13 protein-coding genes are annotated in these 13,275 nt (G+C 65.9%); 10 read left to right on the top strand and 3 right to left on the bottom strand.

Annotation, left to right across the window (positions count from 1 at the left end; all coding sequences use genetic code 11):
* Nucleotides 1-229: 229 nt before the first annotated feature.
* Complete coding sequence (locus tag EN780_RS14955; RefSeq protein WP_128274506.1) at nt 230-2,386, bottom strand: penicillin-binding protein 1A; 2,157 nt, start codon at nt 2,384-2,386, stop codon at nt 230-232.
* Between the two features lie 161 nt (nt 2,387-2,547).
* Entirely contained in the window at nt 2,548-3,186 is a 639-nt protein-coding gene (locus EN780_RS14960; protein ID WP_128274508.1) for a TetR/AcrR family transcriptional regulator, read from the bottom strand.
* A 130-nt stretch (nt 3,187-3,316) separates the two neighbouring features.
* Here EN780_RS14960 and EN780_RS14965 point away from each other — a divergent pair, with 130 nt between their 5' ends.
* From EN780_RS14965 to EN780_RS14975, 3 genes are all read left to right on the top strand, one after another.
* Nucleotides 3,317-3,601 (top strand): glycine cleavage T C-terminal barrel domain-containing protein, encoded by a 285-nt coding sequence (locus tag EN780_RS14965; RefSeq protein ID WP_245499972.1) that lies wholly within the window; start codon nt 3,317-3,319, stop codon nt 3,599-3,601.
* A gap of 118 nt (nt 3,602-3,719) precedes the next feature.
* A complete protein-coding gene (locus EN780_RS14970) occupies nt 3,720-5,273 on the top strand; it encodes a trimethylamine methyltransferase family protein (RefSeq protein ID WP_128274510.1) in 1,554 nt (517 codons plus the stop codon).
* A 188-nt stretch (nt 5,274-5,461) separates the two neighbouring features.
* On the top strand, nt 5,462-5,869 hold the full coding sequence (locus EN780_RS14975; RefSeq protein ID WP_127284052.1) for a DUF3168 domain-containing protein: 408 nt from the start codon (nt 5,462-5,464) through the stop codon (nt 5,867-5,869).
* A 9-nt stretch (nt 5,870-5,878) separates the two neighbouring features.
* Here the strand turns inward: EN780_RS14975 and EN780_RS14980 are convergent, their stop codons facing one another.
* Complete coding sequence (locus EN780_RS14980) at nt 5,879-6,265, bottom strand: ester cyclase (protein ID WP_128274512.1); 387 nt, start codon at nt 6,263-6,265, stop codon at nt 5,879-5,881.
* A gap of 226 nt (nt 6,266-6,491) precedes the next feature.
* Here EN780_RS14980 and EN780_RS14985 point away from each other — a divergent pair, with 226 nt between their 5' ends.
* From EN780_RS14985 to EN780_RS15015, 7 genes are all read left to right on the top strand, one after another.
* Entirely contained in the window at nt 6,492-6,791 is a 300-nt protein-coding gene (locus EN780_RS14985) for a hypothetical protein (protein WP_128274514.1), read from the top strand.
* A gap of 70 nt (nt 6,792-6,861) precedes the next feature.
* Nucleotides 6,862-7,527, top strand: a complete 666-nt coding sequence (locus tag EN780_RS14990) for a response regulator transcription factor (protein ID WP_127284049.1) — start codon at nt 6,862-6,864, stop codon at nt 7,525-7,527.
* Nucleotides 7,511-8,932 (top strand): ATP-binding protein, encoded by a 1,422-nt coding sequence (locus tag EN780_RS14995; RefSeq protein WP_128274516.1) that lies wholly within the window; start codon nt 7,511-7,513, stop codon nt 8,930-8,932. Before EN780_RS14990 ends, EN780_RS14995 begins: the two co-directional genes overlap by 17 nt.
* A gap of 175 nt (nt 8,933-9,107) precedes the next feature.
* Nucleotides 9,108-9,545, top strand: a complete 438-nt coding sequence (locus EN780_RS15000; protein ID WP_128274518.1) for an RT0821/Lpp0805 family surface protein — start codon at nt 9,108-9,110, stop codon at nt 9,543-9,545.
* Nucleotides 9,546-9,722: 177 nt separating this feature from the next.
* On the top strand, nt 9,723-10,859 hold the full coding sequence (gene ccmI, locus EN780_RS15005) for a c-type cytochrome biogenesis protein CcmI (protein ID WP_127391051.1): 1,137 nt from the start codon (nt 9,723-9,725) through the stop codon (nt 10,857-10,859).
* Nucleotides 10,860-10,862: 3 nt separating this feature from the next.
* The gene (gene ccmE, locus EN780_RS15010; RefSeq protein WP_127391052.1) at nt 10,863-11,306 is read left to right on the top strand and encodes a cytochrome c maturation protein CcmE; all 444 of its coding nucleotides are present in this window, start codon (nt 10,863-10,865) and stop codon (nt 11,304-11,306) included.
* The coding region (locus tag EN780_RS15015) for a heme lyase CcmF/NrfE family subunit (protein WP_133372618.1) at nt 11,306-13,275 on the top strand (1,970 nt) is incomplete at its 3' end. The genes ccmE and EN780_RS15015, both read left to right, overlap by 1 nt.

Raw genomic sequence — 13,275 nt, forward strand, 5'->3', positions numbered from 1 at the left:
CCTGACGCTGCTTTCGCTTGCCATTGCCGTCGGCGTCGGCGCCTGCAGCGCATACCAGACGCTGCCGCCGCCGACGCCGACGGCAATGGCAAGCGAAAGCAGCGTCAGGAGGGCGGTCTTGAGCATGAAAAGCCAAAACAGGAGAACTTGCCGTTCGGGGATATCGCGGGCAGGGGCCTCGTGGCAAGCGGGACTTCCCCCTTCTCCCCTAGTGGGAGCAGAGCGCAGCTCAGAGCGCCGACAGCGTTTCCGGCGCCTTGGGCGCGTCGAGCACTGGGGCTGTCTGGAACGCCTTGGTCATCTCGCGCAGCATCTGGGTGGTCTGGCTGGACAACACCGGCGGCCGCTCGGCCGCGGCTTGCGCTTCGGCCGCCTCGGCGTTCTTCTTGGCGGCTTCCTCGGCCTTGGCCGCGACTTCCGGATCGACGAACGGGTGGTCGAGGCCGGGGATCGGCTTCAGGTCGATGTTCTGGTGCGCATAGACCATCAGCCGCTGCCACACCATCGCCGGCAGCGTGCCGCCGGTCATCTTGTTGGTCGGCGTGAAGTCGTCATTGCCAAGCCAGACGGCGGCCGTGTAGTTGCCGGTGAAACCGACGAACCAGGCATCGCGATAGGATTGCGTCGTGCCGGTCTTGCCGGCGACGACGATATTGGGAAGCTGGGCGCGCCGTGCCGTGCCGATCACCGGTACCGCCGCCAGCATCGTGTTCATGTATTTCAGCGCCTGCTCCGACAGCACCCGGTGCGGCGGCGGCGCGTCCTTGGCCCAGTCATAGACGACATCGCCGGTGCGGGTGACGAGCTGGGTGATGCCGTGCCTCGAGCCCACGAGGCCGTTCTGCGCGAAGACGCTGTAGCCCGTCGCCTGGTCCATCACTGTCATGCCCGACGTGCCGAGCACCATGGTCTTGTGCCCTTCCAGCGGCGACTCCACGCCCATCGATTCGGCCATCGCCTTGATCGGCCCGATGCCGAGATGGTCCTTGGCCAGCCGCACCGGCACTGTGTTGATCGACTTGGCGATCGCCGTGATCAGCGTCACATTGCCGGCCGAGCCGCCATTGTAGTTGTGCGGCGACCAGCCGCCCCAACTGATCGCGCCGCCGGAGACGACCGAGTCCGGCGTGAAGCCGTGCTCCATCGCGGTCGCATAGACATAGGGCTTGAACGAGGAGCCGGTCTGGCGTAGCGCCTTGGTGGCGCGGTTGAACTGGCTGGCGCCATAGTCGCGGCCGCCGACGATGGCGCGCACCGCGCCGTTGGTCTCGATCACCACCACCGCGCCTTCGGTGACGTTGTATTCCTTGCCGAACTGGCGGAGATGGAATTCCACCGATTCCTCCGCCGCCTTCTGGATGTTGGCGTCGAAGGTGGTGTGGGCGACCAGCGAATGCTGGCCGGGCTTGGCGATCTTCTTGACCTCGTCGAAGGCCCAGTCGAGGAAGTAATCCGGGCTTTTCTGCTCGCCGCGGTCGACGACGTCGGCCGGATGCAGCCTTGCCTGCAGCACCTGGCCCTCGGTCATGAAGCCTGAATCGACGAGGTTGGACAGCACCACATTGGCCCGCGCGCGGGCGGCCGGCAGGTTGATGTGCGGGGCGTATTTGGTCGGCGCCTTGAACAGGCCGGCCAGCATTGCCGCCTCGGCGAGGTTCAGATCCTTGACGCTCTTGCCGAAATAGAAATCCGCCGCCGCCTCGATGCCGAACGTGCCGCCGCCCATATAGGCGCGGTCGAGATAGAGCTGCAGGATCTCCTTCTTGGAAAGGTTGGCCTCCAGCCACAGCGACAGGAAAGCTTCCTTGATCTTGCGCTCCAGGGTGCGCTCATTGGTCAGGAACAGGTTCTTGGCCAACTGCTGGGTGATGCTGGAGCCGCCCTGCACGACCGAATTGGCGCGCACATTCTCGAAGATGGCGCGCGACAGGCCGAGCACGTCGATGCCGTAATGGTCGAAGAAACGCCGATCCTCGGTGGCCAGCACCGCCTTGATGACATGGTCGGGCATCTCGTCGACTGGCACGGAATCGCGCTGGATGATGCCGCGCTGGCCGATCTCGTTGCCGTAGCGGTCGAGGAAGGTGACGGCGAAGTCGCCTTGCGCGCGCCAGTCTCCGTCGGTGATCTGGAAGGCGGGCATGGCCAGCGCAAGCAGGACGACGACGCCGCCGGCGCCCATGGTGAAGCCTTCGCTGAGCACCTCGATGATGCCGCGCCGCCAGCCCTTGACGCGGAAGCGGCGGGAAAAGATGGTCGCCGCTTCCCAGAATTCCCGCGCCTTGAAGCCGATCTCGTAGAGCGAGGAATCGAGCCAGGCGTCGACGGCAAGCAGCGCCGAGGCGATGCGGCCTCTTCTCTTGCGTGGTCTCAAAGGACTTGCCATTGCAGAATTCCGCCCCAGCGCACTGCCCCGAAACGGGTCGGTAGTTTCGGAGAGTGGCACCCTGCGCGACTATTCGACCATTTTACCACCGCTCACAAGGGCAACGAAGCCACACACAAGCTTTGTTGATCGCTAAGGTTGATAATGCGGACTCAGCGATATCACCGCGCCGCGATGAAGCGCATGAAATGCGCCACGTCCGCATCGCTCGGCTCCTGGCCGGTGAAGGCGCGCAGATAGGCAGCGAGATGGCTGACGCGCGCCTCGACCGGTTCCTTCAGGTCGAGCACATAGTAGCCGATCTGCATGTAGTAGAGAACGCGCGCCCGGATGAAGGCATTCTCCGCGTCATAGCCGTGTCGTTGGTACATGTCGCGGATGGCGGTGAGGCGATCGTCGTCGGCCTGGTCGATCATGCGCCGCACGTCGTCGGAACGGCGTGCCCATTCGCGGATGGCGAAATCGAGCCTCGGGTCGAACATGCGCTCGTCGGCCCAGCATTCGAACACGTTGAGCACGCCCATGATGATCGTTGGGGCCGGGCGCCGGGCGCGCTCGACGATCGCCTTGGTGTTGGTCTCATGCCAATGCCTCAGCAACTGGTCGAGCAGATCCTGCCGGCTTTCGAAATACCAATAGAAGCTGGAGCGCGACACACCCAGCTTCTGGCCGAGCGACAGCACGCGCACACTCTCGATACCGTCGGAAATCAGGATTTCGAGCGCGAGCTTGATCCAGTCCTGGCGCGTCACCTTGATGTTGCCGGCCGCCGCCTCGTCCTGCGGAGCGATCATGATCATGGACACACAAGTGGCACGGCCAGCCGCCACGCGCAAGCTCTGGACATAAGTGTCTAGACACATATGTACAGTGGGTATATGGTCACGGCTTAGCGCGACTTCATCGGCCGCGACGCGGCGCTGAAGGAACGTGACGCCGGCGTCTCGCGGCGGATCGTGGACGCTGGAAATCGATGCCGTCGATGCCGACGCCCGCGGTTTCGAGCCGGTCTGGCACAAGGGTCGGCGCGTCGGCTTCGTCACCTCCGGCGGCTATGGCTACACGGTTCGCCAGAGCGTCGCGCTGGCGTTGGTGGACGACGATTTCGCCGGGGAGGGGACGGAGCTTTCGGTGCACATTGTCGGCGTCGAGCGGCCGGCGCGCGTCATCCCCGCCTCACCCCACGACCCCGACGGCAAGGCGATGCGGCAATAGAGCATGATCCCGAAAAGTGGGAACCGGTTTTCGGAAAAGATCATGCCCAAACAAAAGGATAAGATGGAACGGGATGACGCTTCGAAGAAAAGTCATCCTGTTCCAAGGAGGATCTGGCATGGTTGAAGATGTCGCCCGCGATCTGAGGCGCGAACGCCGGCGTGGACGCACCGGCGAGGCGGGCAGCGAGTCAAGCCGCCGGCCGGACTACCGGTCGCTCAAGAACCCGTTCCTGCCGCAGCCGATCTTCTCCGAGGACCAGGTCGCGGCCATCCACGACACGGCGCTGCGCGTGCTGGAGGAACTCGGCATCAAGGTGCTGCTGCCGGAAGCACGGCATGTCTTCGCCGGCGCCGGCGCGCTGGTAGACGAGGACAGCCAGATGGTGCGCATCGGCCGCGACTTGGTCGAGGCGGCACTGGCCTCGGCGCCGCGCTCGATCAAAGCCCATGGCGGCGCGCGCGATCGCGATCTGATGCTCGAACTGGGCTCGATGACCTTCCTCGCCGGGGCCGGCGCCCCCAACGTCACCGATCTTGAACGCGGCCGGCGGCCGGGCACGTTGGCCGCCTACGAGGAACTGACCAAGCTCATCCAGCATTTCGACGTGCTGCACATGCTTTGTCCCAGCATCGAGCCGCAGGATGTCGACAATCGCTTCCGTCACTATGCCGTCAACCGGGCGCAGCTGACGCTCTCCGACAAGTTGCCGTTCGTCTTCGCGCGCGGCACCCCGCAGGTCGACGACAGTTTCGAGATGGTCCGCCTGGCGCGCGGCCTCTCCGAGGACGAGTTCCGCGCCGGCGCTCATTGCTACACCGTCATCAACACCAACTCGCCGCGCCAGCTCGACATCCCGATGGCGCAAGGCATCATCGATTTCGCCAGGGCCGGCCAGGTGTCGATCATCACGCCCTTCTGCCTGGCCGGCGCCATGGCGCCGATCACCGTTGCCGGCGCGTTGACGCTGCAGCATGCCGAGGCGCTGGCCGGGCTGACGCTGGCACAGATCGTGCGACCCGGGGCGCCGGTCGTCTATGGTTCCTTCTCCTCCAATGTCGACATGAAGTCGGGTGCGCCGGCCTTCGGCACGCCGGAGCACGTCAAGGCGACGCTCGGCGCCGGCCAGCTCGCTCGCTTCACCGGCCTGCCCTGGCGCTCCGGCGGCGGCAGCGCCGCCAACATTTCCGACGCGCAGGCCGCGCATGAGACGCAGTTCGCGCTGTGGGGCTCGGTACTGGCCGGCGCCACTGTCTGCATCCACGCCGCCGGCTGGCTGGAAGGGGGGCTGAGCGTCTCCTACGAGAAGCTGATCACCGACATCGAGGCGCTGCAGACGGTCGCCGAGCTTTGCTCGAGGACACCCGGCGACGAGGATTCCATCGGCTTCGAGGCCATCGCGGAGGTGCAACCGGGCGGCCATTTCTTCTCCGCCGGTCACACCATGGCGCGCTACCGCACCGCCTTCTACGAGCCGCTGGTCGCCGACTGGTCGAACTTCGGTAACTGGACGCAGGCCGGTTCGAAGAGCGCCACCGAGCGCGCTACCGGCATCTGGAAGCGGCTGCTCGCCGACTTCCAGCCCCCGGCTTCGGCCGCCGCCACGGCCGGCGTGCTCGACGAGTTCATCGCCAGACGCACCGAGGAGGGCGGTGCTGCGCCGGTGTCTTGACGGAGATCAGCCCAGCCTTGCGGAATTGCCGCAAGGCGACAAGGCATTCCTGACGCCAGGCCAGTCATCATCCGGACTGGAAGTATCATGCGGTCTGGCGCGGGTCTTGCGACGCGGCTACGCTGCATGTGAAGACTGTTGGCGGCGCAAGGGATTGTCCAAGGCGTGACTGGCGAGCGGAGACGACGATGACGGCGCCCGACGATTTGCTGCAGGCCTTGTTCCAGAGATTGAAGAGTGACGCGAAGCTGACGGCGCTGCTGGGCGGCGCCGGCCTGCTCGAGCGGGCAACCGAGAACGCCGCCTTTCCTTATGTCACGTACGGCCACACCAGCGCGTTCGACCAGGACACCGGCGCCGACAACGACGCCGACCAGCTTGTCACGCTGCATGTCTGGTCGAAGGCCCATGGCGAGGCTGAAACGCGCCTTATCATGAACCGCATCGAGGCGCGCCTTGCGGGAGCGGCGCTGTCCATCGGTCCGCGCGGGCAAACACGCCTGTCGCTGGAGTTCGCCGAGGCTCGCTACGACGAGGACCTTGCGGTCCATCATGGACTGCAGCGCTTCCGCGCCGTCACGCGGGAAGACGCCTGACGGATCGCACTAAAGCTGAGCCGCGATCTCGGCCTTGTCGATGACCGACCAGACCTCGCATATGTGACCATCGCGAAATTCATAGAACACGTTCTCGGCGAAGCTGACCCGCCTGCCGTTCACGGGCAATCCGAACAACCTGCCTTTGGGTGTGCAGTCGAAATGCAGGCGGGCAGCCACGCGCGGCGGCTCGCAAACCAGGAGTTCGATGCTGAAACGGAGATCGGGAATGGCCTGGAAATCGCCTTCGAGCATGCGGCGATAGCCCGACAGTCCAGCCGTTTCGCCATTGTACTGCACCGCCTCGCCGACGAACCGGCCGAGATTGGCCCAGTCCTGGGCGTTGAGACACGCGATGTAGCCACGGTAAAGTTCGGCAAGTTCCTCGCGTCCCATCGCCTGCTACTCTCCTCATCGGGTCTTCGTAATCTACCCGGGGCAAGGCGAAAGGTCTGCAACGAAACCATTAGCCGCCACCGCCGTTTTCCGGTTATGAGTCTGGGGTCGGGCCTGAGGGGGAACGGCGCGATCGCAGTTGCGTTTCAGGGGGTGTTGCGGGCATGGTTTTTCGGGCGTTCACCGTTCATTTCACGTTCAGCACCGATGCGTTACAACGCCTGCCATGAATACGCTTCGCTCCCATCTCCGAACCGCGACACTGGCGCTCGCAGCGACGGGCCTGCTCGCCTCGCAGGCAATGTCGGCTCCGGCCATCGCGCCTCACGACACGCAGCCGTTCGTGGTCGCCGCATCGGACTGCTACGCGATCGGCCAGCAGGTGGCGGCGCAGAATGGCGGCACGCTGGCCAAGGCCTCGCAGGCGACGCGTGGCGGCCAGGCGGTCTGCGTCATCGTCGTGCTGGTGCCCGGCAAGGATGGGCAGCGCCCGCGCCGCACCGAGATCGTCGTTCCGCTGAATTGATATCGAAGTTTCCCAAACTATTGGAATCGCTGTATATCCGCCCTGAACGTCAAGAGGTTTGAACTCCGGCATGCGTGTGCTCGTCGTCGAAGATGACAAGGATCTCAACCGGCAGGTGTCGGACGCGCTGGTCGACGCCGGCTATGTCGTCGACCGCGCCTTCGACGGCGAGGAGGGGCATTTCCTTGGCGACACCGAGCCTTACGACGCCGTCGTCCTCGATATCGGCCTGCCGCAGATGGACGGCATCAGCGTGGTCGAGCGCTGGCGCCGCGGCGGCCGCAAGATGCCGGTGCTGATCCTCACCGCGCGTGACCGCTGGAGCGACAAGGTAGCCGGCATCGATGCCGGCGCCGACGACTATGTCACCAAGCCTTTCCACATCGAGGAGGTGCTGGCGCGGGTCAGGGCGCTGATCCGGCGCGCCGCCGGCCATGCCTCGTCGGAACTGACCTGCGGGCCGCTGCGCCTCGACACCAAGGCATCCAAAGCTGATGTCGACGGCGTGCCGCTGAAGCTGACCTCGCACGAATTCCGTTTGCTTGCCTATCTCATGCACCATATGGGCGAGGTGGTATCGCGCACCGAACTGGTCGAACACCTCTATGACCAGGATTTCGATCGCGATTCCAACACCATCGAAGTCTTCGTCGGCAGGCTGCGCAAGAAGATGGGCATCGACATGATCGAAACCGTGCGCGGCATGGGCTACCGCATGCGTGAGCCGGAGGCGTAAGGCGGAACCGCTCGCTACAATCGCAAGGAAGCCTTTCGCGGCGCGGCTCTGGCCGCGCTCGCTGGCCTTCCGTGTCATTGCGTTCTCGACCCTCTGGGCGATCCTGACGCTGGTCGTCATCTTCACCCTAATCACAACGCTTTACCGTCAGGCGAGCGAGCGCGGCTTCGACAGCTTGCTGTCCGCGCATCTGTTCAACCTGATCGGCTCGGTCGGCATTTCCGACAACGGGGCGCTCACCGGCGCGCCGGATCTTGGCGACCTGCGCTTTTCCGAACCGAATTCCGGCTGGTACTGGTCCGTGGAGCCGGCCTCCGAGGGCGTTCACGGCGAGATCCATTCCTCCTCGATGACGACGTCGGTGCTCTCGCCTTCCGTCGCCGAGGTTCCCTTCAACGCGAACTTCCAGCGCAGCTACTCGGCCGAAGGTATCAAGGGCGAGGAGCTGGAAGTGTTCGAGAGCGAATTCGTCCTCGACGCCAAGAACCGCGCCGCGCGCTTCCGCGTCATGGGCAACCAGACCGAGCTGGAACAGGAGATCGCCACCTTCCAGCGCCGCCTGCTCACCTATCTGTCGCTGTTCGGCGTCGGCATGATAGCCATCAACGCCATTGCCATCCTGATCGGCCTGCAGCCCCTGCGCCGTGTCCACAACGCGCTGGCCATGGTGCGCGAGGGCACTGCGCAGCGGCTCGACGGCCGCTTCCCGGCCGAGATCGAGCCGCTTGCCAACGAAACCAACGCGCTGATCGAGAACAACAAGCGCATCGTCGAGCGTTCGCGCACGCAGGTCGGCAACCTCGCCCATTCGCTGAAGACGCCGCTCGCGGTGCTGCTCAACGAGGGCCGGGCGCTCGGCGGCGCCAAGGGCCAGCTCATCGCCGAACAGGCCGCCTCGATGCAGAAGCAGGTCGACCACTATCTGCAGCGGGCGCGCGTCGCCGCCCAGCGCGACAGCGTAGTCTACCGCACGCCGGTCACGCCGCTGGTGCAGCGCATGGTGCGGGTGCTGCAGAAGCTCAAGCCGGAGATCAAGCTTACACTGTCGCTGCCGGCGGCCGAGATCATCTTCGGCGGTGAGCGCGAGGATCTGGAGGAACTGCTGGGCAACCTCCTCGACAACGCCCTGAAATGGGCGAAGGGTGCGGTCGCCGTCTCGGTGGCGCCGGTTCCCGGCGTCGGCCTGTTCGAGATATCGATCGAGGATGACGGCCCGGGCATTCCCGAGGACAAGGCGCGCGAGGCGCTGAAGCGGGGCCGGCGCCTCGACGAAACCAAGCCCGGCACCGGGCTCGGCCTCGCCATTGTCGCCGACCTCGTCAACGAATATGGCGGCGTGCTGGCGCTGGAACGCTCCGCCACGGGCGGCTTGAAGGCGGTGGTGCGGTTGCGGAGCCTTCAGTGATGCCTTGCCCGGGCCGGTCGACATCGATGGGCGGAGCATGGTATGCGCCACGTCGATTGCTCCCGATGTCGGCGGCCGCGGCCAAATTTCCGACAAACATCAACACTATGGCCACGCCAACTTTCCCGATGGCGCCGCCCCCAGCACATCCTGCTCGAGAAAACCGGTTGTTGGCATGAAGATTCGCGTCGCGCTCGTTTCCGCACTGCTGGCCGTTTCCGGCTGCACGACGCTGAGCCGGGGCGGCCCGGACGCCGGCGTCACGCCGGCCGCTACGCCGCCGGCCGGCGGCAAGGTGGCCACCACGATCATTTCGGCCATGCACGGCGGCCTTGTCGGCGGATCGATCGGCTCCGGCCTCGACGACACCGACAAGCGCAAGGCGCTGGAAGCCGAATACAAGGCGCTCGAATACACGGCGAGCGGCCAGAAGGTGACCTGGAAGGGCGACGGCACCGGCCATTCCGGCGAAGTCGTCGCAGCTCAGCCGTATAGGGTGGGTTCGCAGGACTGCCGGCAGTACACCCATACGGTGTTCACCGGCACCGCTAGCGCCACCGCGCGCGGCACCGCCTGCCGCAACGGCGACGGCAGCTGGACGCCGCTGACCTGACCAAGGCATGTCGCCCAAAAGTGTGAAGCGGTTTTGGGACAACGACATGCATCAAGAAGAAACCGGCCAGAGGCCTGTCGGGTTGACGTCGATCAATGACGGGCGGACGCTTGGCCGTCAAAGCGTCGCAGCGTGCCTGTGTTGGCAGGGCAGGGCTCTGCCGTTATTGGAAGAACCATGCTGTTCTGGGTCATAGCCGCGATCCTCACGCTGGGCGCCAGCCTGGCGGTGCTGCTGCCGCTGGCCGGCGGCACCAAGGGCGCGTCCAGCGCCGGCGAGCATGACCTCGAAGTCTATCGCGACCAGTTGTCGGAACTCGACCGCGACGTGGCGCGTGGCCTGATCCAGCCGGCGGAGGCTGAGGAAGCGCGCGCCGAAATCGGTCGTCGCATCCTGCGCCTGGGCGCTGCTGGTCAGTCCGGCCCGGCCGCCCGGCGGTCATCCATGGCGACCAGGCTGGTCGCGACGGCGGCCGTGCTGGCGGTGCCACTGGTCAGCTGGGGCCTCTATATCAAGCTCGGCTCGCCCGACCTGCCGTCGCAGCCTCTGACGGAGAGGCTCGCCAAGAACCCCGCCGACTCCTCGGTCGACGAACTGGTGGCGCGCGCCGAGGCGCATCTTGCCGCCAACCCGTCCGATGGCAGGGGCTGGGACGTGCTGGCGCCGGTCTATCTGCGGCTGCAGCGCTATTCCGACGCGGTCAGCGCCTACCGCAACGCCATCCGCCTCGACGGCGACAGCGCGGCCCGCCAGGCCGGTCTCGGCGAGGCGATCGCCAACGCCGCCGGCGGCATCGTGTCGGCCGAGGCTCAGGCTGCCTTCGAGGCGGCGCTGAAGCAGGACCCCGCCAATGCGAAGGCGAGCTTCTATCTGGCGATGGGCTTGGCGCAGGAGGGCCGCACCGGCGAGGCGACGGCGGCCTGGCAAAAGATGCTGGCCGCGCTGCCGCCGGACTCTCCGTGGCGCGGCGCGGTCGAGCAGGCGCTGGCCGACACGGCAAGCAAGTCCGCTGCGGCGGGCGCACCCGCCAACGGCCCGGATGCGCAAGCCGTGGACGCCGCGCAGCAGATGTCGCCCCAGGACAGGCAAGCGATGATCGAGACCATGGTCGCCAGCCTCGACGAAAAGCTCAAGCAAAACCCGCGCGATGTGGAAGGATGGATGCGGCTCATTCGTTCCTATGCGGTGCTGGGCAAGGCCGACCAGGCGCGCGATGCGCTCGGCCGCGCCATTGCCGCCTTTGGCGCCGACAGCGAGGAAGCGAAGAAATTCACCGCCTTTGCCGCCACGCTCGGCCTGGCGGCGACGGAGTAGACGATGACGCGCAAGCAGAAGCGACTGTCGGTGATCGTGGCCGGGCTGGCATTCCTCGCCGCCGCGACCGGTCTCACCTTCTACGCGCTTGGCCAGAAGGCGTCCTATTTCTACATGCCCGGCGATCTGGCAACAGCGACTGTCCAGCCCGGCCAGCGCATCCGCCTTGGCGGGCTCGTCGAAAAGGGCACGATCGTGCGCGGGCAGGGCGCGACGGTCGCCTTTTCGGTGACCGACAAGCAGAAATCGGTCAAGGTCACCTATACTGGCATCCTGCCCGACCTGTTTCGCGAGGAGCAGGGCGTCATCACAGAAGGCAGCTTTGGCGCGGACGGCATTTTCGTCGCTGACAGCGTGCTTGCCAAGCATGACGAGCGCTACATGCCGAAGGAAGTCGCCGACGGGCTGAAGGCCAAGGGTGTCTGGCAGGAAAGCAAGAGCCAATAATGGTCGAAACCGGACATTTCGCGCTCGTCCTGGCCTTTGCGCTGTCATTGGTGCAGATGCTGGTGCCGCTCTATGGCGCGCGCGTCGGCAACCTGAAAATGATGGCGGTTGGCGGTCCGGTGGCGGTCACCGGCTTCGCGCTCACCGCGCTGTCCTTCGCCGCGCTGGCCAGCGCCTATGCCGGGTCCGACTTCTCGGTGGCGAGCGTCTGGGAGAACTCGCACTCGCTGCAGCCGCTGATCTACAGGATCACCGGTACCTGGGGCAACCACGAGGGCTCGATGCTGCTCTGGGTGCTGATCCTGACCTTTTTCGGCGCGCTTGTCGCCGTGTTCGGCTCCAACCTTCCGGCAACCCTCAGGGCCAATGTGCTCGCCGTGCAAGGGACGATCGGCGCCGCCTTCTTCCTGTTCATCCTGGCGACGTCCAATCCCTTCATCCGGCTCAATCCGGCGCCGATCGAGGGCCGTGATCTCAACCCCATCCTGCAGGACCTCGGCCTCGCCATCCATCCGCCGCTGCTCTATCTCGGCTATGTCGGCTTCTCGATCTGTTTCTCCTTTTCGGTCGCCGCGCTCATCGAGGGCCGCATCGACGCCTCCTGGGCGCGCTGGGTGCGGCCATGGACGCTGGTCGCCTGGATGTTCCTCACCGGCGGCATCGCCATGGGCTCCTACTGGGCCTATTACGAGCTCGGCTGGGGCGGTTTCTGGTTCTGGGACCCGGTCGAGAACGCCTCCTTCATGCCGTGGCTCGCAGGCACGGCGCTGCTCCATTCGGCGATCGTCATGGAAAAACGCTCGGCGCTGAAGATATGGACGCTGCTGCTCGCCATCCTCACCTTCTCGCTGTCGCTGCTTGGCACCTTCCTGGTGCGCTCCGGCGTGCTCACCTCGGTGCATGCCTTTGCCACTGACCCGGCGCGCGGCGTTTTCATCCTCTGCATCCTGACGCTGTTCATCGGCGGTTCGCTGGCGCTGTTCGCGCTGCGCGCCTCGAGGCTGACAGCCGGCGGCCTGTTCCATCCGATCTCGCGCGAGGGCGCGCTCGTCCTCAACAATCTGTTTCTTACCACCGCCACGGCAACCGTGCTCGTCGGCACGCTCTATCCGCTGGCGCTCGAAGCCGTCACCGGCGGCAAGATCTCGGTTGGCGCGCCGTTCTTCGACCTCACCTTCGGCCCGCTGATGCTGCCGCTCTTGGCGATCGTGCCGTTCGGGCCGCTGCTTGCCTGGAAGCGCGGCGATGTCCTTGCGGCCGCCCAGCGCCTTATGGCGGCCTTCGCCGCAGCGCTCGTCGCCGTGCTGGTGACGGCGCTGTTCATCGACGGCGCCTCGGTGTTCGCCGCCCTTGGCGTCGGTCTCGCCGTCTGGCTGCTCTGCGGCGCGCTCACCGATCTCGCCGTCAAGTCCGGGCTCGGCAATGTTGCGCCGGCGGTTGTGCTCAGCCGCTTTACCGGCCTGCCGCGCTCCGTGTTCGGCACCGCGCTTGCCCATCTCGGCCTCGGCCTGACCCTGCTCGGCATCGTCGGCACGGTCTCATTCGGCACCGAGAAGATCCTGACCATGCGCGCCGGCGAGACGGTGGAGCTCTCCGGCCATACGCTGCGCTTCGAGGGCCTCTACCCGGCGCAGGGACCGAACTACAGCGAGGATCGTGGCCGCTTCCTCGTCATCGGCGCCGACGGCAACGCCAAGGGCGAGATCAGCTCGGCCAAGCGCTTCTATCCGGTGCGGCAGATGACGACCACCGAGTCCGGCATCAGGACGATCGGGTTCAGCCAGCTCTATCTGTCGCTCGGCGACGAGGGCAATGACGGCTCCGTCGTCGTTCGGCTGTGGTGGAAGCCGCTGGTGACGCTGATCTGGGGCGGCGCCCTGGTGATGATGGCAGGCGCTTTGATGTCGCTGATGGACCGCCGCCTGCGCGTCGGCGCGCCGTCGCGGCGCCGCAAGCCGGCCGGCGCCGC

The organism is Mesorhizobium sp. M4B.F.Ca.ET.089.01.1.1 (genome assembly GCF_004022605.1).
GTDB lineage: Bacteria > Pseudomonadota > Alphaproteobacteria > Rhizobiales > Rhizobiaceae > Mesorhizobium > Mesorhizobium abyssinicae.